13 protein-coding genes and 2 pseudogenes are annotated in these 22,473 nt (G+C 57.0%); 5 read left to right on the forward strand and 10 right to left on the reverse strand.

The features are described 5' to 3' along the window. The 7 genes and pseudogenes from QMX83_RS06650 to QMX83_RS06680 all read right to left on the reverse strand — a co-directional run. Nucleotides 1-576, reverse strand: a pseudogene (locus QMX83_RS06650) (efflux RND transporter periplasmic adaptor subunit); the annotation flags it as partial. Further along, entirely contained in the window at nucleotides 573-1,826 is a 1,254-nt protein-coding gene (locus QMX83_RS06655) for a TolC family protein (RefSeq protein WP_125359990.1), read from the reverse strand. The pseudogene QMX83_RS06650 and the gene QMX83_RS06655, both read right to left, overlap by 4 nt. 535 nt (nucleotides 1,827-2,361) lie before the next feature. Then, nucleotides 2,362-2,733: a diacylglycerol kinase gene (locus QMX83_RS06660; RefSeq protein WP_125359989.1), complete on the reverse strand. Its 372-nt coding sequence runs from the start codon at nucleotides 2,731-2,733 to the stop codon at nucleotides 2,362-2,364. Beyond that, the gene (locus tag QMX83_RS06665) at nucleotides 2,726-4,450 is read right to left on the reverse strand and encodes a phosphoethanolamine--lipid A transferase (protein ID WP_125359988.1); all 1,725 of its coding nucleotides are present in this window, start codon (nucleotides 4,448-4,450) and stop codon (nucleotides 2,726-2,728) included. The genes QMX83_RS06660 and QMX83_RS06665 overlap by 8 nt, the downstream gene beginning before the upstream one ends. A gap of 2,632 nt (nucleotides 4,451-7,082) precedes the next feature. Further along, complete coding sequence (locus QMX83_RS06670) at nucleotides 7,083-7,544, reverse strand: hypothetical protein (protein WP_125359986.1); 462 nt, start codon at nucleotides 7,542-7,544, stop codon at nucleotides 7,083-7,085. Nucleotides 7,545-9,732: 2,188 nt separating this feature from the next. Further along, complete coding sequence (locus tag QMX83_RS06675; RefSeq protein WP_282295853.1) at nucleotides 9,733-11,325, reverse strand: hypothetical protein; 1,593 nt, start codon at nucleotides 11,323-11,325, stop codon at nucleotides 9,733-9,735. A gap of 240 nt (nucleotides 11,326-11,565) precedes the next feature. Then, nucleotides 11,566-11,691 (reverse strand): annotated as a pseudogene (locus QMX83_RS06680) (ATP-binding protein); the annotation flags it as partial. A 40-nt stretch (nucleotides 11,692-11,731) separates the two neighbouring features. On the opposite strand from QMX83_RS06680, the gene QMX83_RS06685 reads away from it, so the two are divergent. Genes QMX83_RS06685 through QMX83_RS06695 form a run of 3 tightly spaced genes read left to right on the forward strand, consistent with a single transcriptional unit; the run spans nucleotide 11,732 to nucleotide 16,277 of the window. Next, a complete protein-coding gene (locus tag QMX83_RS06685; RefSeq protein ID WP_053451501.1) occupies nucleotides 11,732-12,853 on the forward strand; it encodes a tyrosine-type recombinase/integrase in 1,122 nt (373 codons plus the stop codon). Then, on the forward strand, nucleotides 12,850-14,472 hold the full coding sequence (locus QMX83_RS06690; protein WP_053451502.1) for a hypothetical protein: 1,623 nt from the start codon (nucleotides 12,850-12,852) through the stop codon (nucleotides 14,470-14,472). Before QMX83_RS06685 ends, QMX83_RS06690 begins: the two co-directional genes overlap by 4 nt. A gap of 2 nt (nucleotides 14,473-14,474) precedes the next feature. Beyond that, nucleotides 14,475-16,277, forward strand: coding sequence for a hypothetical protein (locus tag QMX83_RS06695; RefSeq protein ID WP_032964222.1), 1,803 nt, complete (start codon nucleotides 14,475-14,477; stop codon nucleotides 16,275-16,277). 1,202 nt (nucleotides 16,278-17,479) lie between these two features. On the opposite strand, the gene QMX83_RS06700 is transcribed toward QMX83_RS06695, so the two are convergent. Beyond that, entirely contained in the window at nucleotides 17,480-18,838 is a 1,359-nt protein-coding gene (locus QMX83_RS06700) for an amidohydrolase family protein (protein WP_080374809.1), read from the reverse strand. Between the two features lie 275 nt (nucleotides 18,839-19,113). Then, on the reverse strand, nucleotides 19,114-19,578 hold the full coding sequence (locus tag QMX83_RS06705) for a carbohydrate porin (RefSeq protein WP_336618950.1): 465 nt from the start codon (nucleotides 19,576-19,578) through the stop codon (nucleotides 19,114-19,116). A gap of 306 nt (nucleotides 19,579-19,884) precedes the next feature. Between QMX83_RS06705 and QMX83_RS06710 the strand changes: the two genes are divergently transcribed. After that, nucleotides 19,885-20,169: a helix-turn-helix transcriptional regulator gene (locus QMX83_RS06710; RefSeq protein WP_077684463.1), complete on the forward strand. Its 285-nt coding sequence runs from the start codon at nucleotides 19,885-19,887 to the stop codon at nucleotides 20,167-20,169. 307 nt (nucleotides 20,170-20,476) lie between these two features. Here QMX83_RS06710 and QMX83_RS06715 read toward each other — a convergent pair whose 3' ends face one another. Further along, a complete protein-coding gene (locus tag QMX83_RS06715) occupies nucleotides 20,477-20,983 on the reverse strand; it encodes an NIF family HAD-type phosphatase (protein ID WP_194434212.1) in 507 nt (168 codons plus the stop codon). A 399-nt stretch (nucleotides 20,984-21,382) separates the two neighbouring features. Between QMX83_RS06715 and QMX83_RS06720 the strand changes: the two genes are divergently transcribed. Continuing rightward, nucleotides 21,383-22,411: a hypothetical protein gene (locus tag QMX83_RS06720; RefSeq protein ID WP_053451504.1), complete on the forward strand. Its 1,029-nt coding sequence runs from the start codon at nucleotides 21,383-21,385 to the stop codon at nucleotides 22,409-22,411. The last annotated feature ends 62 nt before the right edge of the window (nucleotides 22,412-22,473 follow it).

Raw genomic sequence — 22,473 nt, forward strand, 5'->3', positions numbered from 1 at the left:
TGCAACGACACCTTGCTCAACCAGTGCCTTGTCGCGGCCGTACACCAGGCGGGCGACTTCGGCCTCCGCGCCCGCCGAGACGGCCGCCGCGCGGAAGGTGGCGGCGTCGCCGCTGACCACGACAGCAAGTGTCTGGTTGGCCTTGACCTGTGAGCCCGGCGCAACCAGCACTCGCTCCACGCGGCCGGTCACCGTCGCGGCCACCGATGCGCGCGCCCCGATCGAGGGCTCTACGCGTCCGGCAATGCGCGTGGAAGCGCCGCCACCACGCCCCACGGCGATTACGCCCACTCCTGATGCCTTGATCTGGTCGGCCGTCAGTTGGACCACACCCTCCGGTGCCTCTTCTTCTGCGTGCGCGCCAGGGGCTTCCCCGGCATGGTCATCGGCGGGCTTGGCACCGTCCTCGCCTTCACCTTCACCCTCCGCATGACCGTGGCCGTCTTCATTGGCCGACGCGTCCTTCTCTGTGGTGGGGGCTTCACTAGAACCTTGGCAGGCGGTCAAGCCACCAGTAAGGACCAGGGCAGACAGCAGCAGCGCGCCGACGAGAATGGGATTACGAGGCTTGTTCATTTCTGCTCCAGAAAGGGGGCGCGTCCTTCGAGACGGGCAAGTTCAATTTCGGCGGCCACGCGCGCGAGCCTTGCGTCAACGGCGGAGGCCCGCGCGGCGATCAACGTCGAACGCGTGCTGCGCAGTTCCAATTGGGATATCCGGCCGGCTTCAAAGCCGATGCGAGCAAGGCGGTAGGCCTCTTCACCGGCCGTGACGCTTTCGTCAGCGGCACGCGTTCGGCTGTTGGATGCCTTCAATGACGCAATCGCGGAAACCCGATTTGCTTCACTCTCGCGCTTCTGCTGTTCAAGACGAGCATCAGCGGCTCGCTGCTCGGCGTATGCCGCACGAATGCCGCCGCTGTTCCGGTCGAAGAGTGGGATTGAGAGACTCACGCCGATGTTGTACGCACGCTCGCCTGCCTGGCGGAAGTTTGTCTGCGCCACGGTTGCGCTCAGGTCGGGAAGCGCGCGCTTGCGCTCCACGTCCACGAGCCTGCCCGCCGTCGCCGCTTCTGCCTCTGCGATCCGGACCGCCAATGCCGCACGAGCGTCGCCGGTAGGCATGGGCGGGGCGCGATCCAGGAGGCTTTCACTTATTGCGTCAACCGACGCATCCAGCTGTGCTGCACCGGCCAACCGAGCAAGGGCCGCGTCCCGGAACGCCAAGGCTTCATCCAGAGCCGCTTTGGCGTTGGACACTTCACTCTGCGCCTGCACTGCCCGGAGCTGAGGCTCGCGACCTTGCTGGACCATGGCGCTCGTGGCGGCGGCATCTTCCTGAATCAGCTGGAGTGCCTCGTTGGCTAGATCATAGCGTCGCAGTGCGCTTTCGGCCTGTGCGTAGGTCGTTGCGAGCAGTGCGGCCACTTCGCTCCGACTCAGCTCGCTACGCAGTCCCGCAGCCTGGGCTTCGCTTTGTGCCGCACGCACACGTGCACCGCGCTGGCCAAACAACTCCAGCGGCTGAGAAAGGGTGATGATCGAATCAGCGTTGCTGGTACCACGGTACGCGCCAGTACCTTGGGCATTCTCAAGGTCGTAAGAAACCGTGGGGTTCTTAAGCGCACGGGCCTGTTGAACACGCGCATCGGCGGCTTCAGACAATGCGACGCCTTGAATGGTGCCAGACAACTGATCAAGACGACCCAGCAGGTCGTCATAGGAGGGAGAAGCTTGCGCGGCGGCAGGCCCCGCCGGCGCGAGCGCCAGCAGGACAGCCACGAACAGCCCGGCCGCATGCAGCGGCCGACGTGTGGAGGTCGACATGTAGAGTTTTCCAGAGATGAAAAGAAACCAGATCCCGCAATGTGCGGGTCAAGCTCTGATCAGCCCTGGGGTGGGCGCGTTAGCCCGTCTAGAACAACCGCATCGCCATTAGCGCCGGTATGAGCGTTCCAAACCGCCGGAAGCGTCAACTGCGGCGGGGTCGCGGCTTCCAAAGGAAGGCTGGCACTGGCATGGTGGCAGTGGCCGTGGCTACATCCGGCCCCCGGGACCTCATGGTCCGACTTCCCATCCAAGTCCCCAGCCGCATCCTGCGGGGCACTGGCCGCTGAATGCGGCTCAGCCGAGCACGCCAACGCGTCGGAAATAGGAACGACCACGAACGCCGCCATCAGCAGCATCAGTAGAACGAACCCAATTTTCCGGGAGACGTGGCGCATTTTCAAAGGCTATCAACCACTTGAGAGGGGATACAATAACAATCGGCGGCGATACGCCATTAGCACGGAGCTATTCACTTCTGGGACAGCTTCCGTGCTCTACCGCCGCGGTTTAAGCGGCTGTGGCGTGAGACCCATCACATGGCCGCTATGGCGATCCAGGTCACCCCTGCGTTGGTGAGCGTCATGAATACGGCAGCCGAACCCATGTCTTTGGCTCGCCCGGCCAGCTCATGGTACTCAGGCCCGTACCGCTCTATGACCGCCTCGACGGCTGAGTTAAGCAGTTCTGCTGCCAAAACGATCAACAGCGAGCCTATAAGCAGTACGAGCTCAACTGGCGAATCGGCAATCCAGAAGGCTGCCGGAGCGAGCAGCAGCGCCATGACCGCCTCTAGCCGAAACGAGGACTCATGCAGCCAAGCTGCCCGTATTCCAAGAAGAGACCACCGAAAAGCCTTCATAACCCCCAGAGGGCCGCGAGGTTTGTGGCCGTAAATGTCAGCCATGTTCATCTCCCAGAACTTCAGCAATCTTTGACGTTCCGGACCTCTTCGACTGGCCGGATGTGGGCGTCTCGGTCTCCGCATTCGGCTTCTCGCATCTCCCGAACAGGTTTAGACCTTCGTCCCGGACCTCTGTCTGAACCTCCATAAGGCCAAGCACCGAATGAAACAGGTTGTCGTGACTAATGGAGCTGCCGGCTTGCGCCCGTAGACAGGACGGGTCGATTCCGCGTTCGCGCTGAATGCCCTCGGACAACCACACCACCATTGGGACTTTGACCTGAGTTGCCGGGGCGATCGCATAAGGGAGTCCGTGAAGATATAGATTTCCTTCTCCCAGCGATTCGCCATGGTCTGATACGTAGATCATCGCGGTGTCGTGTGAAGTGTCCGCAGCCAGCATGTCAATAGCTTTAGCGAGGAAGTCATCAGTGGCGACAATTGCGTTGTCGTATGCGTTGACGATCTCCTCTCGAGTGCACTTGCCAAGATCAGCACTGCGGCAGTCGGGGGTGAACGTCCTGAACTCTTCGCCGTATCGCTTGAAGTAGGCCGGTCCATGGTTCCCCAGCTGGTGCAGGACTACCACGACATCACCGGGGTTGTCGTCAATGGCGCCATGAAGTCCACTCAACATCACTTCGTCACGGCACGCTTGGTTCGTGCACAAGGGATGATCAGGCGGCTCCCTATACGATTCGAATGCAAGATCCGCGCAGACGCCTTTGCAGCCGGACTGATTGTCGCGCCAGAGAGTCTTAACGCCCGCCCGCTCCAGCACATGCAGAAGCGACTCGGACCGCTTGATCTTGTCCCGGTCATAACTGCGCCTCCCATACACGGAAAACATGCAAGGGACGGAAACCTCGGTATTAGATCCGCAGGCGGTCACGTCCACGTAATTGACCACATCACGCCTGGCCAACATTGGCGTCGTCTGACGCGCATACCCACTCAGGCCCCAGTTCTGCGCGCGGACAGTCTCGCCTACAACGATCACAAGTAGATGAGGCTTGGAACCAATCGGATGAGGGTCCAATCGGGCATCCTCGGCCACTTTGGACAGCGGTCCGCGTGGTGCGCGCCGATCCTGTTGTAGGACGCGGATGCTGGATACGATGTAGTTCTCAGGCGTAATCAAGTACCGCGCGGACTTATTGTTGCGCATCAGCGATGAGAGATCGTCGAACTGCGACATAACTGCGCCACTAGTGATGACCAAGGTGGCGACAACCAGTAGCACCCTCTTCACCAGCAGGCGAAGGATGCTGCTCTCCTTACGAATTCGAATCCAGACAACTACGAGTAACGGCGGCGCGCTCTTTAAGAGCATCGCGCCTGCAAACCCCCAAGTCATTAGCTCGCCTGCTTCCGCAGTGTCCGTCCTGAAGACGTTACGCACCATGCTCGCATCAAAGAAGATGCCGTAGTTGTCCGAATAGTAGGCGGCGGCGGCGGATGCCGGAATCATCACCAGCAGGATAGGCTTGAGCGTCCAACGCCACCCGAGCAAGGACAAGAGCAACACATGGAGTCCGGTGATGAACACTAGCGCGGTGCTCATTACCAGCGCCTGCGCAGTTCCTTCGTGGTTCGAGGCTCCAAGAATGAACCGAACGAACGCGTTGTTGAAGACCACCGTGAAGTAGAGAGAGACGGCGATGATCAGCCATGTCTGACCGACTTCTGGGCGATTGCGCCACCATGAAGCGCTCTTCATTCGAGGCCTCCAGTTGGCTGCGCAGGAGGAACCTGAAGAGCAGGAAGACCGGCCCCGAGCGCACTATACGCACAGGCCATGAACGTGGACATGGATATACCCGGAATATCAAAGGTGCAGCAGCGGGTACCGCGCGCAGGCGGATCCGGAGCAAGAGTGCCTGGTCACCCAGCGACTCCAATGGTCGCAACGCACGATTCGAAGAGCAGCAGACGAGCTGCCAGTCATGCGGGGAGACGCGGCGGTTCATTCGCTCACAAAATGAGCAAAGGAATCGCTGTCAGCCCCTGGGGGGACGGATCAAACCGTCGAGCCTATCCGACGGAAGGTTTCCGGCGGTCACAAGTGTCATTGGCTCATCCGCCACCACAACATCTCTTAGCGGAAAGAGGAAAGGCGGATGAAGCGCGCCACCATGATGACAGTGTCCGTGTGCCGAAAGCTGATCCTTCTTCTGATCAGACGGCTTCGGCACTTCCTGCGAGGAGCCCTCATCCATCTGGTCGCTGCATGTCATGGCCTCGACCGTCGGCACCACTAGGCACACCGCAAGAAGCAGTGCAGCCAAGAACCGAATGATAGAAGCAAGACGTCGATGCATTAGCTAAATGATCAGCCGTTGGCGGGAGACGGACCTTGGCGGCCGTCCGTGTGTGCGCATTGTCTACGATAAGAAATAAAAAAACACCAAGGTCTGTGGTCCTTGTCGTTCAGCTATCCGTCCATCCTCACTTATTTATGACATTTTTCGCACACAGGGTCTGTCTGGCGGCTCTGAACGAGGGGTTACGTACGCTCGAGTTCAACATTCTTACGACACCGTTCTTACTTTGATTGTTTTTGGTCAGCCACACCGAAGCTATCCTCCAGCAGGCAGAGGAGATCAGACTTCACGGCGGCCACCGTTGACATCGCCGCTGACGTCTAGATCGGTGCAGCCCGTACACCGTGCAGGAGATTGAGTACTGCCTCCGTGGCCACTCCCACTCACGGGGTTTGCTACAGCCTAGCTCAACCGTCTGCGCAGAGCGGATGTAATGAAGCTGCAGGCAGTCCCAGACTACCTGACTACTAAGCTAGGTTGAACGCACCTCTTTCGTCCTTGAGCGTCCTAAGAGCCAGGGCGGCGGCACCTTCTGGCCTTGCGCTGCTTGTCGGTTCCCAGGCTGAGCGGCGATGCGGAATTGCGCCGTGGAACCAAGGCGTGTTGCAATCTAGATCCTGATTTCAGTCGGTGGTGTAGACAATGACAGCCTTCAGCAAAGAAGTGCGCATGCAGCTCGATCGAGAATTCGCTGCTCAGGGCATCCCACTTTACGCGCGCCCCCGTGAACTCGACTTAGGTGGCGCAGAGGGAAACGTCGGGCACGCCGGTCAACATCGTCGCCGGGAGCAAAAGAATGGACGTGACACATGATTCGGTCTACTCGACAACACTTCCTGAAGATGAATGTGGTCGTCAGCTCACGCCAAACGCTGCTTCGAGGCGCAACATCTTAGGTGTTCCCGTGGCCGGCCCCATCGTTGGCCTCGAGCGAGCCATGCCCTCTAATGTACGCCTCTTGACTCTTTAACGATTCATGGCCGAGTTGGCTTGCAACCACCGCTGCTACATCGCTGAACGTGCCATTGACCCCTATTCGTCGCCGCCGCTCGACTTCCCGAGCCATTGCCCGATTCGCAAATGCGCGTCTCCAAGAGTGAATGCCGACTCCTGGCGGGAGCCCTAACGCCTTGCGTGCATTTGAAAAAACCTTAGTGATACCAGCGGCGGTCAGCGGAGTGCCGCGCTTTGCGCTCAAGAAGACCTTCACTGAGCTTGTGCCAGTGCGGCGAACGATCTCCGAACGCGGGCCTCGTATGTATGCGCCGATCCTAGTCGCTAACGTGCTGCTTATACTGAATGAAAGTGTGTACCCAAACTTCTGCTCTGGAGGAGTGACCAAGATATGTTCGGAATCGAGCACTTCTGCAGAGAACTGGTCGACAGAAAGTGACGCGATTGAGCCGCGCCTCCAGCCGGTGCTCAAGGCGATATCCAAAAGCAGAGCGTTCCTTAGTGCGACACCTTGAGAGTACTTGCTGTAGAAATGCTCGACCATCCTTGCACGGTCCGCATCATCCGGGATGTGATAGCGGTTGTGCTTACTACGCTCTCCAGCGAAGCGAAACGTACATGGAAAGTCTGATCGTGACCGCTGCTTGCCCGGTTCGTTCAGAGTGCTTATAAACTGGCATCTAGACGGTCCTAGCAACGCTAGGCCCTCTCCGTAACTCGAACACTGGAGCCACGCGTAGAGCCGGTAGATGGACCTGACGATCTGATTTATGCTCCTCTTCCTCGCTTGGGAGTCGCCGAATGCGCCTCCACTTTGGCGCAAGTATTTGTGACTTGCAAAGTCAATGAGTTCTGCATCCGAAGCGTGCAGTAGGTTCACATTCTGCTGCTCTAGGTATGAAATCCACATCTTCAGTGCATACGCTCTAAGCTCTACTGTTGCAGGCCGAAGGCGCTGCCTGTCGACACAGTCGATGAGGTAATCCAAGCAAGGCCAACTAGTTCGGCCATCGGACCCTGACAGATGCCAGTACGCATCAGATCGAGAGAGTCTCGGTCCATTTGTAATGAGTGTCATCGGACCTCCAGACGTCGCTCAAGCAACTGGATCTGGCTTTTCAGTCGCCGGATTTCGCGCTGCTGGCTTACCAGTTCAGAGTTTCGGATATTTAACAATTTAAGAAGAACTTGAGCCTGCTCTTTGTTGCTTGCACTTGCTTGCTTAACTTTCGAAGCACATACGGAGCGGGCCTTTAGGAGCGCGATTATGGAGCTGGCTGAGGCCTTCAGATCCTGATTGGCGTCAAGGGTGTCGTTTCCGATTCTCGCTATCGACGGTAGCTGTAGCCTGAGGTCCTCGCTGTTGAGTAAGCCGTCCCACGCTTTGAACTGCCGCAGAGTAGTTGGGAAGTACTCTGCGAGTCCTGTTGTGGGGTGCTTCGGCACTCCGTGCATGATCCAGCCACTCAGAATGTTGATCTTTATTTGAATGTTGTGCCTAGCGCGATCTCTTCGCTGGATTGAAATATGAGTCATTGGGCCGACTCCCCTTGTGGTGAGACATGCCGCAATAGCCATTGAAGGTGCTCAATCTGCCGGTTCAGGTAACCCGCCTGGACCGAGCCCTCTGCGGCCTGGCTCCTGGCGGCCTCCATAGACGTCTTGATCAGCGAGACCGACTTGTAATAGGCCGGAGATGTGAAGTGGAACGGGCAAGAGAAGCACAAGGCGGGCGAGGCGTGCTCATGATGTAGTCTCCCTCGTTCTCTACAGTTCCCTATAGATGATCGCCGCCGGGTCGAATGGCACTGTCCGAATGGCATGGGCCTCAGTACATGCTCATTTGACCTTAGCCGATCGGCGATCAGAGCAGCTGCATTATCTCCTTCCGTCAATGCGTCTACCATTTGTCGGTAGAGTGCCCGGACGAACTTCACAAATCCGCCCGCCGCGCCCGTGCCGGCCAGAATAGAGTGGATAGATTCCACAAGGATTTCGTACGAAACGTCTTGAAGTTCGCGGCAGGGAAACGCAGATTTGTCTATTGGATGGAATAGCCGCCTCTCAACATCTGGGAAGAAGTAGCCAGTGTCCCCCGTGACGTAGTGGATTGTGTTTGAGATTGTGGTGTGGCGGAGGTGCTGTTGGAGACTGAGTAGATCTGACTGCTCAAACCTGTAGTAGTAAAGGAGTGCGAAGCATCGCCGCAGGCTATGCGGTGCCAAGTTGGCAACCGTGCAACGCTCTCCGGCGACCTCGAAAAAGCTGTTCAGGGTGCGCGTTCGTTTTGTGTCCGATGTGGGTGAGAAGTGCGGCCTCTTGCTGTCTGGAAGGCTCGACTCGCTTCTACGAGCTAGTGCGAAGATGCTCTCAGGCGTCTCGCTGACACTCTCTCCTTGGCCTAGGTGCGCTCTGAGGCTAAGCAGAGCTTGGTACGCGCGGACAGTAAGCGCGTTGACATAGAAATCCTCTCTGCAGAAGCGCGTCTTCTCTATGTAGAATGACATCTTAGCTATGAGCAAGTCTTCGTCCAGAACGATGAGCGAGTCTGTCCGCAATCCGGTCGTCGGATGACAGACCTCTCCAGACCGACGTCCATTCATTGCGCAGATGATAATGAAGGCTGCGCCTTGTACTGCTGCAATTAGCTGGTCTACACATAGCTCCTCTGGGTTTCGTCCGTGTGATCCGGACCAAAGCCATCGGACGATAGGCCGTGAGAGCAGAGTCTCGATCGCTTCTCTTGCGGAGCTGGTCTCCAGAGCGCGTTGGGCAACCCTCCGATGCCGCGAGCGACGGTTAGCTGTGAATGGTTCATTGAGGAGCTCGATTAGCAGCGGCAGAACTTCATCAATGACGAATGTCGCGGACTTCATCAATGATCCTGCGTCGGTCACAGTGAGAACACCAGTCTTTGCGGAACTACGTCTGGCGAGACGGCTTGCCATACGATTTGAGTTCCGGGAAATGCGAAAACTGGGTTTATCACAATCCTCTTGGACTGAATGCCACTGATTAATGAATGCAATCGTGTTTCGTAGCACGTTTTTGCTTGGTGGAAGATAATTTCCGTCCGTTGATGCCCACTTTCGGCTGTATCGTGCGCCAACTATGTCCTGCAGCATCATGCGAACTTCCCTGGGCACAGGAACACCACCTCCCCAACCCAATCGGGGTCGCCAGTAGCCTTGATTGATCGCATTGATGCAGCGTGCGCCGCCCTCAGAGTGAAAGTGAAACGCCAGTTCCGTGTCATCCTCGTTGAAAAGAGATGCCGCGCTTGTCCATCGCGATACTATCCCCAGCGAGTGCGGCCACCCGAGCTCTGCAAAGCTCGCCATCATCTCACTGAGTTGATCTTGCGTCGCTCGGCTAAGCCTATCGGTGCCCTGGGGTGCTAGCCAGTCATAGACGTTTCTTAGTAGGTAGATCTGTCGCGTGATCGATCGCCTGTCTGGTATGAAGCTGCGGCGGCTGGAGATGACGTTCTGCGTGAAGCAGAGTGCGGCTCGACGGGCTGGCTCTTCGTTATACAGGGATGTGGCCGCCGCCGGGTCTCTGGCAGATCTAAAATGGATCTGGCTCAAATCTAAGGACCACAAATCTGCGCCTGATTGGTGCAAGAGCAGTGATCCTTGCAGACGCAGTTGACGTGCTTGGTCGAGATCATAGTCACTTGTCTCTTCACAAGAGGCTGGTGCGGAGCGGTTCGCTTTGGTGGAGTTCATTTCCACATCCCTTCGGGCAGAAGATCTGGACGCAGGTCTCGGATTGCTTCAAGCATGACGTGAATATGCACGATCCGTGGCAGGTGGATATCCCAAAATCGGTCGGGTTGCTGATCTGCGAGTGCCTGCCAGCATTCTCTGTAAGAGTGGAGAGTTCTTAGCGCATCTGCCACGGACTCTTTCGTAGGGCGAAGGGTATAGTTTTCACAGGTCGTCCCGATGTGGCATCCCATTCCGTCGCACGGGGTCATACCTCCTGCAAAGCGGCTTTTTGAAGAATCGCGGCAGTGTCCGCCGTCACCCGTGGAGAAGGTTTGTGGCGGAGGCTGATTGCTGGAGAGCAACTCCTTCTCAAGAAGATGCTGAAATCTGAGGATATTAGACTCGTTTAGCTTGAATATTACGGTGGATCGGAGGTAAGTATCGATGCTGGAGAAGGACTGGTGTCCTAGAATCAGACGTACCTGATCTAGGTCTCGGTGCTTAACGTACGCAATGGAGACACGAAGGCTGCGGAGATCCTTCAGTCGAAAAGGAGTGAGATTGTGCCTATCTATGAATCTGCGCAGGAGATGCCCGTCTGCAACTATCTGCCGGGCATCTGGCTTGGAGCTCCAGCCAATCCAGAGACGATTCTCATTCGCCGGCACCATCTTTAGCTTCTTGGCCCAGTAAAGGTTGGATCGAAGTAGACCTATTGCATCTTGTGCTAGCTTGTCTTTGCGCGATATGGCAACCGCCGGCGTCTTGTCGTCTGTCTTTAGCTTGAACGACTGAAGCAAAAGACTTCCACCTGGCTCGCCGCCCAGATTGTCTATCGTCAGCGACGCGACGCTCTGGGGGTTCCAGCCAGTTCTGAGCGCGACAAGTATGAATATCGCATGCAGCGTTTGGTTTGGGAGCCGGTACTGCGCAAGCAGCCAAGGTCGTGCGTTCTTGCTCGGTAATTGGTACCTTTTCCGCAAGGCCGGCAGCAGGTTGAGGGGCGGGTCTGGGAGCGGCTCGTTGTTCTCTACGCAGCCTACGAACTGCTCCAGCGCGTCCCTGTGAGCCTTGCGTAATCGCGGATTTTCTAGGTAGCCATCATGAGAGCTATCCTCACTGATGTCGTTGCACTTAACGCTGTTCAGCAGGGCGTGCTGATCTAGTAGCATCTGGCGATATTCTTCTATTTCTGCTCGGCAAGCGTTTTCGATTTGATCGTGGACGTGGTCAAGCGCGGCTGCAGGGCTGAAGTCAGGCGTGAGGCCTTGCGCGGCTTGTTGTGGGATGAGATCAAGGAGCGGGGAGGGGCGCGCACGCGCGGTCCTCCTAAATCGCGGCAGGTTCTGTTCGGACCAAGCGAGAAATCTTCCATTGAGCAAGGGTGGGTTGCTGTTTGAAAGGCACGTTAGCAGTGCTCTGAAAAGCTGTTGCTTTGCGCTTAGGCTTATGTTTTTGCGATCCTCCAGGTCGTTGAAGGTCGAGCTAAGCAAGCGCAACAGTTGTTTGTCATCAAATACGTTGGGTTCGTAAGCTAGTAACCGCTTCGTATCCAGCGAAGCTGAGGCCAAGAGGCGACGCAACTGGCTGATAGTTGTACTGGACATCTTGCGTCTGCGGGTTGACTTGGCCATCTCGCTCAACGACCGAGATATTAGGCTCGAGGGCGGCGACGCATAGAGAATGTGCGTCACGTATGTTCGCGTTGTTCCTAGATGACTCCTGTAGACATTGAACGAGTAAGTGGTCACGTCTGATCCTATTCGGTTCGCGTTCCTGATATCAATCGGTCTTTGGCCTATACAGCGGGAGCTTTTGCATCTGGAACATGTCTATATACTACTTTCGATGGCGGCCACCAGCTGGAAGCGGGCAGGGAAGGCGTCAGTGCGCGCGGCACGCGCTACATTGACGTGGCCGGACTCCAGCGGCTCGCGCAGCACTTCCAGTGTGTGCCGGCTCCACTCCGGCATTAGGGTAGCATGGTACATGTAAACCCCCGAGGAGTGCTCAATGCATCTGCTGCGGACTTCAGAGATCCCGCTTACCGAGCTGAACAAGCTCATTCCGGCTTCTGCGGCGCTTGAAGAGACTCCCCTCCCGAGACTCGAGCCCCGCTTCCCCCTTCTGGTTTCTGAAGAAGGGCAGCTTCATTGGGGGGCCTTTGCGTTTCTCCTGGACACATTTCGAATCGACTCCACCCGTAGCAGGGAGAAGACGCTCTCCACTTACGCCGAAGGGCTGAAGAGCTGGCTGGAATTCGTCGAATGCAACGGAGGCGACTGGACGAGGCCGACTGCATTGCTGCTCAGCGAGTACCGTCGCTTCTTGTCCACGGCACCGAATCGAAAGAGAAGACTAGCTAGCGAAACGATCAACCTACGGACGACCACCGTTCGAGAGTTCTACAAGTTTCTGGAGCATTGGGACGGTGAGGGCCTGGCAGACTCAGGCGGGTCCTGGGAGACGGAGCCGATCAAACAGTTCCTCGCTCGAACTAGTCGGCTGCGGCGGGCAAAGGCTTACAAGAGAAAAGTGCGTGCCATGAGTCCGGAGGAGACTTCGCTCATGGCGGCAACCCTGAAAATGCCTTACTCACTGATGTTCCTTTGGACTCTCGGGACGGGCGCTCGTCGCACCACCGTTGCAGATCTCGATCTCACACAGCTTCCAAAGAACGCACTGAATGTCAACTACATCGAGACTCGGACGAAGGGCGGAAAAGTCATCAATCTGGTGGTGACCTCCCGCTTGGCACAACGAACACTCGATTACTGCCAGACAAGTAGGAACAAGGCAGCTGCGAACTCCACTGAGAAAACAAGCCGGGTCTTTCTGAACTCGAGAGGCAGGCCGGTCACATCGAAGTCCTACTACCAAGCCTTCAGGCGAGCTGCGAAAGTGCTTGGCCTGAACGTGACACCGCACATGTCGCGACATACCTTCGCCGCGCATATGAAGAGTCGTCTCGAGGAGATGGAGAGGCGAGGTGCAAACATCAACTCGATCAAGGTCATTCAGCATCTTCTTGCGCACAACAGTGCAGAGACAACCGAGCTTTACTTGGCCTCCGTCAGCTCCATAGATTCAGGCACGCTTAGGGCAATCCTTGAGACAGAGGAGGCATTGGGATGAGTGGCGTCTCGGAGGCCGTCTTCGCCGGCGATGCGCCTGGCGACCCAGTCAACATCTATGACTTCTCCCGGCTAGGCCTTCCCCGCAAGCCCACTCACGCGTTGCTGAATGCCTTCACCGGCGTGACCTCTACTTACAGGGTGCAGAGTCGAAAGCAAGCATGGGGCTCAATCCGAAAGTTCGCAAACTTTCTGACCGAGCTGGACGGCGACCCGTGGAAGAATATGAGGTCCTCTACGATCTCGCAGAGATACGCGGAGTGGCTTAAGGCGAAGCTCTTGCTAAAGACTGGGGGAAGCCATTTTAACCTGCTTCGACAGATATATGCTTGGCTCGCCACTAACGACACCGAGAACTCGGTGACATGGATGAACATATACTTCCCCCGAGGTCAGTTCCAGAGGGAAGAGGAGTGTTCTCGAGAAAACATCCTTTCCGAAGAGGAGATGCGTGGCATTCTCATCGCTTCAAAGAAGGGGATCGATGAGGTAAGGGCGCGTACAAGGGTGATGGCGTCATTGGCAAATGGAGCTGATGTGCAATGCCTTACAGCCAAGGATAGAGCTGACCTAGATGGCATGCGTCGAGGGATGGCCCAAGGCGTACTCGGAAAGATAAATCTCTGTGCGGCGGGCTTTACGCCATACAGCGTAAAGTACCGGCCTCTAAAGAGGTACCTATTTCTAGAGATCTGCGACTACATCCCATACCTGCTGTACATAGCAATCGAAACGGGCGGGAATCCTGGGGGTTTGATGGCCTTATGCGTTGATTGCATCAGTGATCATGCCGTCGACCCATTAAAGAAAGAATTCACCTGGGATAAATTCAGGGCGACTGAGCAGAGCTCGGCTTCAGTCAGTACCGAAGGTGCGTACGCCATCCCAAAATTGATCGGCGAGGTAGTCGAATTCACTTCGGTACTTCGTATCGCTGCGGGTGCTCGTGCGGACACGGTCTTCCTTAGTTTGTGTCGTGGCAGCATAGGTCGCGTGTCGATTCAGTCATGGCACAACGAACTGGCGCTGTTCATAGACCGGCATGGCCTACCCGACTTCAATTTTGTTGACTTGAGGTTGTCCGGCGCGAGGCTCCTTGGGAATCGAGGCGAGAAGATTGAGCGAGTCCAATCCGAGCTTCAGCACAAGAATTCCAAGACCACCGGCCTCTATATTAGGTCGCCTGAGCGCAAGGGGGCCGCACAAGCGAAATTGTTGGGATTTATGGGGAAGGTAGTCCAGTCCGCAAAAGCGGTGGGCTTGCATCCAAGAAACTACGAGACTACCCAGGGTTACGACTGCACCGACGCGCTCTCAGGTGAAGCGCCCGCATCCAAGAAGGGTCAGAAGTGCCTGGATTTCCTTTACTGCGCCTTCTGCCCCAATAGCGTAGCTGTGCTGGATAGTCCGCGGCACGTTGCACGCATGATTGCTGCTCAACGGGAACTTGACGAAATCAAGAGACTGGCGGTGACCTCTCGTGACGTGGCTGCCAGGTACAAGCACGCGTACGAGAATTCGCACGAAATCCTGTCTGCGTTGCTTGGCAGGGTTACGAAAGTGGTTCTTCGTGAAGCAGAGAAGCTCTCCGTATCTGTCCCTGTTATTGGTCTGGAGTAGCCATGAAATCCTTGCGCCAAGCCACGCCGCCGGTCAGCGAATTGTCTCTCGACGGTCTCGGTATCAACTTCGAGGATGATGAGTGGTTCCTCAGACGAAACGTTATCGACGGGATTGTGGAGACGCGAAGGCTCGATTTCTCGTGCATCCCTGATGGCTGGAAAGTGCCGATAAAGATCTATTTGGCACTTGCTATGCTTGGTAGGCTGGAACGATCGACACGCTATGCTCTTGTCCTCTACGAACGATTTATCGTCCTTAGAAGCTTTGCCGTTTGGTGTTATGAGGAAGGCGTGGATTCGCCAAGCGATCTGAGTCCCGAGCTCATTTGCCCATGGACCGATGCTAGTCGCGCAGTCGGCCGTGTGGAGGCGGGTGCTACTCGGATGCGGGCCAAATTCATCTGTGTCGAGGATTTTCTACTCAACGTGGGAGATGTGTCTGCAGTAGTGCGCGCAGAGATGGTCCGCGTAGGAAAAAGGATGTCGAAGGAGGCATCAGTTGCAGCTAAGAAAAGAAAGGTGGATGACGACCTGAGTGAGCAGGAATGTCTCATGCTCTTGGCAGATGCAATCAAGCTAATAGAGGAAGATGGGCCCACAATAGAAGCCTTCATGGGTGAGGTAATGGCGATAGAGGCTGGGAGGCTGTGCTCAGCAGGCCGAAGGATGAACTCCTTCTACATCGCTAAGCGATCTTTGCCCTTCAATGGTTTCAGGTCAAAAGCTCTAGCTAAGTTGGATCCAAGAGTTGGCTATGGCGAGCAAATAATGCTGAAGATCGCTGAGGGAGCGGCGATCTTCATTATATCTTTGCTCAGTTCCATGAGGCCATCCGAATCTCGTCGGCTCACGACTGCAAGCGTAAAGCCATCCAATGCGCTCGGTATGCCGGCGGGTGCAGAGACCTCCGATTTGATCGAAGGGGTTCTGAGCAAATCTGGTAGGCCGCATGAATGGGTCGCAGCGCCAGCAGTCTCTGACGCAATTGCATTCTTGGAGCGATTGGGGCGCCCGATTCGTGATCATGTCGGGACCGCCGCGCTCTTCGTGCTGAATATGTATAGAGGACGCGGACCGGCTGAAGCTCGAGATGATCAGCGTGGTGCTAGAGTCGATGGCTATGTTGCACTCCGCAGGAGCATGAGAGCATTCGCTGAGGCTAGTATTCCTGGGCTTGATTCTGAGAAATTGAACTTTCGACCATTACGCCGATTCATGGCGCGCTTCATTGCGCGGCGCGACCGCTCGAGTTTGGGTGCTCTGGCATATCAGTACGGACACTTGGAAGCCAGGATCACTGACACCTACTATGTTGGTCTGGATCGTGATCTCTCAACTTTGCTTGAGGAGGAGAACGCAAATGAGGTAGTGAGCGCTATGGATGATTTGATTAGTGCTGAGCACGTCTATACGAACTTGCCTACACCTGTTATCGCGGAAAGCATTTCACGGATGAACGGGGTCTTGGAGCGAGCATCGACAAATCTTGAAGTGATGAGGATGCTGGGTGCCGGTGTGGTACTCGGTCCTTGCGACTGGGGCTATTGCTTCTATCGCGAGGCGCGAAGTCGCTGTGACGGCGATGCGAATGGCCCAAATCCCGGCAAGCGCACTCCTTCCACATGTGCTGGTTGTCTCAACTTTACGGCTACAGCCAAGCACGCCCCTTGGTGGGAGTTGCGAAGGCAAGATCTGATCAGTTTCCTCAAGCTGAGGGGAATTCCCGAGCAGTCTCGTCGCATTGCTGAAGAGCGCCTGGCTTCGACGGAGCTGATCCTGAAGAAAATAGGGAGTAGCCTCTGATGCGCCAGATAGTTCTAGCCGAGACTGAGGCGCAGATTGCTCGCTGGAGGGCGGGTGGCCCTAAGCCTACGGTGGTCTCCATCGCTTCCGCATGCGGTATCAGTAGACAAGCTTTCTATAAATCACACAGAGTGGCCTTGGGCAAGCTCAATGATGCGGTATCTGCGCAGGATGCTCCGAGCGCCCGGGCGGCTGATGCTCTGAAGCTGGAGATGTTGAGAGTCAGATATGAATCTGAGAAGGCGAAAGTGAAGGTACTTACAACGCTGTGTGGGGAGCTGGCCTGCGAGCTGACAGATGTTCGCGAGAAGCTCGCGCAGGAGCGTGCGCGTAGTGACAGGCTCAAGCGGCGTACCGACAAAGGACCGAAGCTAGTTCGATAGTTGGATCCTCATCGGTAGTCGTGTCGCTAACGTCACGACCCCGCGTGCTAGCGCCAACTTGCTGGCGTGACTGGTTGGCCCATCAAAGGCCAGCTGATGTAAGTAAGGACGAAGCCGGCACATCCAGAGCCGTTGCAATCCGGATGATCGTGGAGAGCCGGCAGTCCTTCTTGCCTTGCTCGATATGGCCAAGCTGCGTCCGATGCATACCGAGTTGAGCTGCAAACTCTTCCTGGGAGACGCCCAGCGCCAGCCTGCCCTCCTTAATGGCAGTCCCTAGAGCTTGCTGGGGCGGTGGCGCTTTCACGCCCTAAGCTTTCGTCGTGCAGTACTTTTGGTCTACAGTACTTACGGTAGCGTCCGGCCGGCACTGGTGATCGAGGCCTTGGCGCTGGTGACTGTCCCGTAACCTGCTGGGGTGCTGAAATGAGCTTCTTCTTGGTGGATTCAGACTCAGAGTTCACGTTGGAGCTCTCCCTAACCAAAGAGTCGGAGCTCGACCTACGTCGTCAGCTCGAGAAGCTCCAGCAGGGAGGCCATTCAGGTGCGATCTCGAGGCGACTGGCTGCCGAATTCTCGCGCCTGGTGCCGGAGCTATTGGACTGGGACATAAAGCGGCCAACCAAAGCCCAGATCGCCTATGCAAGATCAATCTGCTATCGATTGAGAATCGAGCTGCCATTGGAGGCCATGGAGTCAAGGCAGGCCATGCACCTATTCATTTCCTCTCGCGGGGCGTGTTCCCACCAATCTCTCGAGCCCTCTATTGGGGATAGCACTTAGCACTACTAGCTGGGACGTGGATGTCCTCGAAGGCTATCAATCGCGTTCCGCTACCCTTGACGTAAGAGCACGCGCAGATCCTTCCGCATCCTGCAGAAGCTTGGGTCGATCTACATCGACCAAGTCGCCATCGATCTTGACTACCCGTCCGCCGATTATCACTGTGTCAACGTCGCTTGGGTGTGCCGAGTGGACCAGCAAGGCTGAAGGGTCTCCGCCGCCAAAGCCTGCGAGATTCAACGAGTCCAAGCGGATGATCTGCAGGTCAGCGCGCTTACCCACGGACAGTGTGCCAATTTCGCTTGCCATACCGACGACCTCTGCGCCGCCTATCGTTGCCAATTCAAGCAAGGACCGCGCATCCGGTGCCGTTTCGCTACGTGCCCCGCCACTCCAAGTAAGGGATGCAAGTCTCATGGTGGCGAACATCTCCGCGCTGCCAGCTAGCGAATTACCATCGATGCCGAGCCCTTGCTTACTGACGAGTGCGAACTGATCAAAGCGGGTTAACCCGTATCCAACGCGCTGTTCGCTGATAGGCGTCACGGCCAGGCTGCTGCCAGCTGCCTCTAGAACTCTGAGTTGTTCCGCGCTGGCATCCGGGGCATGAACCACGGTCAGGTTTGGATATAGGTACTCACGCTCAATGAGTGCATCAAGCATTGGGCCAGGTTCGCCACTCACATGCACCTGGATAGGCAGTCCCAGCTCATTTGCTGTATCGAACTCTTGCTGACGCATGGCCCAGTTGCGAGCATCGGTACGATTACGTGGTAGCCGCCACGCCAAGCCGACGCCCACTTGGGCACTCTTGTCCAGCCTAGAGGCAATAGAGCGAAGTTGATCGAGATTCATCGGGTGCTTCGTGGTCTTATCTGGTCCCCCGTAGTACAGCGTCCCACGAATTCCAGATCGCTGAAGTGCGCGCAATCCCGCCTCCCCATGCGCGGGGCCAATAACGTTGTCGAAAAAGTCTGCCGTGGTGGTGATTCCGCTGCTGATCAGCTCCAGTGCACCAAGATGCATTGCGGTTTCGACATCATGTGGTGTCATTGATCCTGCAAGCTTCGAGCTCACAGGAAAGAACTGACCTTCCTTGTTCCGGAACTGACCACGCATTGTCGTGACGTAAAGATGGGAGTGGGTGTCAACGAATCCCGGCAACACGATCGCACCCTTTGCTTGGATGCGCCTAGCGGTGCCCGCCTTGAGGCCTCTGCCGATGGCAACAATGCGTCCTCCCTTTATCAGAACGTCAGTCTGTTCTAGATCGCCGACGCCGGGATCCATCGTCATCACATATCCGCCTTCCACCAGAATGTCCTCGGCGTATGACGTCGAAACGGCAGTCAGAAAGACGGAGCTGGCAAGAATGGTCGCGCTAGTAAGCCGCATGCGTACGTCCTCAGGAAGTCGTGGATGACTAGATTGGCTGCGGTCGCTTTTTGAGCATTATTGCCATAAGGAATCTCATGCCAGCTCACACGAGCTTCATATGGGAGGCTCTGTCGCCGCCCAAATGAAGTAGAGAACTTGAGGGGGAACTAGCAAGCGATACGGGCACTACCGTCAGACACGTTTTTGGTTCTGAAGTAAGCTACTTACGCCGAAAGGCGTGCAGAACCGATGGCGCGCAAGCGGATGATCACCTACCTACGCTTCTAGCGGCCTCAGAACGATACGGACGTACGGGCACCGATGATGACGACATCTCCACGGTCTCCGTTGCCGCCGGGCCTTTTGATCCACTGGAGATCTGGGCTGAATGACAGGTGCGGCCCGAGTTTCACTCGGTAGTAGAACTCCGCCGCGAACTCATCGTTGCCTGGCCGGACGCCAGATCCGTAGACTTCCCGCAAGCGGCGGTCTGCTGAAACCCGGCTGTTCAGATGGCTGGTTGCGATGGATAGGCCTAGCTCGTCATCCGGCCGTGTGACGAAGCCTGAGAGCGACGCGCCAATAGCAATCGTGCGGTCAATGGTGCTCGTTCTCCGGTCAACCACTGTGCCATTGAGGTACAGGCTCAACCGTCTCTGATAGCCCTCATGGGATAGGTGGACGTCGTGCACCGCGCTGAGGCGCCCGGAAGCTGTGCTATCGATGATCTTAGACGCCTCAGAAATAGCGTCCAGCACTAAATGGCACGTAGCCCGACCTCCTCAGGAGCACCGGCTCCGAGGCGCTAGCGCTAGAGAAGAACTCGGCCGCCGCATGGTCATGGCGGCCGCCCGCTTGCCCTCGGGAGGACATGATGGTCGCTACAGTGCGAGCATTAGTCGGAACCGCTAAGCTGGCTGCCCTTATCCGAGTGTAACAATGGGGCGCTGCCTTGCTTTCATTGCCATTTTTACGGGGCACGGAGAGGCTGGGATTGCGCAGCATTCCGCGCACAACCTGTGAAGAGAGGCCCTAATGAGCACTTTTGCGCGCAAATGAGTCACATGCCAGTCCAGTCTCCTGAAGAGATTGCGGAAGCCCTGGGAAAGCGGTTGAGGGCGCGTCGCCTTCTCTCCAACGTGTCCCAGGCAGCGTTGGCCGATAAAGCCGGGATCTCTCGCAGAGCATTGGTGCAGCTTGAGAGTGGGCAAGGATCAACGGTTCACACGCTGATCTCTGTCCTCAAGGCATTGGGATTAGAACAGCACCTGACCACGCTAGTACCAGTGCCCACCGTTAGTCCAATGGCCATGCTGAAGGCTAAGCGATTGCGCAGCCGGGCGAGCTAGAGGTTGGAGCGGCCTTGGGTCGGCGCCTGCGCTGCACGAGTAACAATTCCCCGACATTGGCTGATTACTTGAGGCTCGAACCAGTTGCAAGGTCCTTGTGGTCATAGCGCTCCAGGTGGTCGATAGCACACCGAACTTCGGCCGACCTGGCGCTTCATTCAGTACGCGATTTCGGCGACAGAAAGAGCCGTAGTGTATGGAAGGACATGCCGGGACGGCTTGCGCCCAGTATAGCGTCGGCCGTTCATAGGGTTGAGGGCCGAACGCCGCCATGGCGGTCGCGGATAGCTGCAGGGCCGACGCATGTTCAATGCGGCTCTGTTCGGCGAGTTTCGTTGCTCGCGCTGATAAGCTCGCTGATTCGTGCGCGAATAAGGCGCGAGGCTACCTCTAGTCCGTCATCGTCTGGCGGATAAGGAGACCCGAAGAGTGGAATCTCAACCCAGAGATGTTCTTGTCCGGGATGGACGTACGGACCATGGTCATCGAGTAGCAGCGCATTGCCAAGGTATGGGGAGACGTAGCGCAGGTCCTTGGTTTTTCCCGACCAATCAATGTATTGAAGCCCAGAGAACCAAGCAGGGACGCTGCCTTCTTTCGCTAAGAGAGTTCCAATTGCTTGCGCACGATCTTTCGGCACGGTGGTAAAAAGGACAAGACTGTCAAAATTTGAACGCATTTCGTCCAGAAAGCTACGCAAACCTGGTCGGGGGATCTGGCTGATGGCATTGGATATGAGAGTTCCCTCAAGATCCAATGCGAGTATGGTCGGCCGCACGGGAAGTTCCGTCTTACAAATGGTCACAGCGCACATTGCGCGCATCGAGCGGCCTTGTCCACATCGTGAGCCTCCTGGTACGCCCGGCAGAATGGCGCGTGAGCGCACGGGCACGCGTAAGTGTCCAATTGCCTCTAGATGCCGAGTCTATTGGCCAGTTCAGATGCATCCGCGCAATGCCAAGCTAGTGCGCCGAATGGATTCAAGGCCGTCGGATGACCGCTTGGCGCGAGGGGGGCACACCCCCAGTTCCCGTATGACCTGCTGCTTGCGGCCCTTCGTCAACTCCCCAGTGAGCAGGAGGAAGCAACTCGAGTCTGAGTGGAGCGCTCGCCTGCCTAGGTAGCAGGGTAAATCATGCACGGGATTGTAACGGACAGATTAGATCGTAACCGCTCTGTGATACTGTCAGATTACTTTGTTACATACGGTTGTATGAACGACCTCCAGGCTGCTGCCCACTACCTCCAGAACTTACTACCCGACATGGTCGCGGAGTTCGAGCCCAGGCCTAGTTCCAAGGCGCGCTTCTTGCCCCACTCTCTCAACAGCATGTTCCGCCTAGCCGAGATTGATCTGCTGGGCCTGCGGGTGCTGCTGGCCAAGGTCCCGACACAGGCGGAACCCACGCCACCTTCTCGGCTGATCGCACAGGTGCACCTGCTGGCTGAAAAGGCCGGCTTGAGGGTCGTTCTCGTGCTCTCGGGCGTGTCGCCATACACTCGCTCCAGGCTCATCGAGTCTCGTGTGGATTTCGTTGTGCCTGGCAGCCAGCTGTTCGCTCCGAGTTTCCTGATGAGCCTGCGCGAGCGCGATTCGTCTCCACCGGTGCCCCTATCCGTTGGGAAGCACCTGAGCCACCCAGCGCAAGCAGTTCTGATCGCCGCTCTACTGCGGCCCGATTTTGAGGAGCGCGGCATCCCTGGGAGCGTCCCGTGGGTGCCGCTCGAACTTGCGCGCGAGGCAGGCTATTCGCGAATGACCGCCTCGCGGGTAGCCCGCGAACTGGTGGCGGCTAACTTGGTCAGCGCCCGGCGCAAGGGACGGGAGACGAGCCTGCGGTTCCTGCAAACGCGACGGTCCTTGTGGGAGGCGGCGCTGCGGCGGCTGCGCTCGCCGGTGCTGCGCACAACCGGCATCGGCAAGGGTGGCTTGGCCATGCTGCCGGCCGATGATTGTCGTGCTGCAGGGGAAACCGGTCTGTCCGTGTTCACCGAACTGGCAGCGCCAGCGCGGCCGGTCGCGGCGATTCCGCGAGACTACTTCCGTGGGCATCCGGAACCAGAATGGTTCCCCGTGGCCGGCGAGGGCTACGCAGATGTGCAGCATTGGGCCTATTCCACCCGCTTGGGCGGCGCGGGCGCCGCCGTGGACCGGTTGTCGCTGTACTTGTCCCTGCAGGGACAGGGCGACCCGAGACTGGACGGCGCGCTGCGGGACCTGCTCGATGAGGTCTTCGCTTGATCGCCGGCGCGCCGGAGTTTGGCCAGTGGTTTGCGAAACTCCGGGACTAGTTCGTGGTCATC

The organism is Stenotrophomonas sp. PS02289, assembly GCF_029960115.1.
GTDB lineage: Bacteria > Pseudomonadota > Gammaproteobacteria > Xanthomonadales > Xanthomonadaceae > Stenotrophomonas.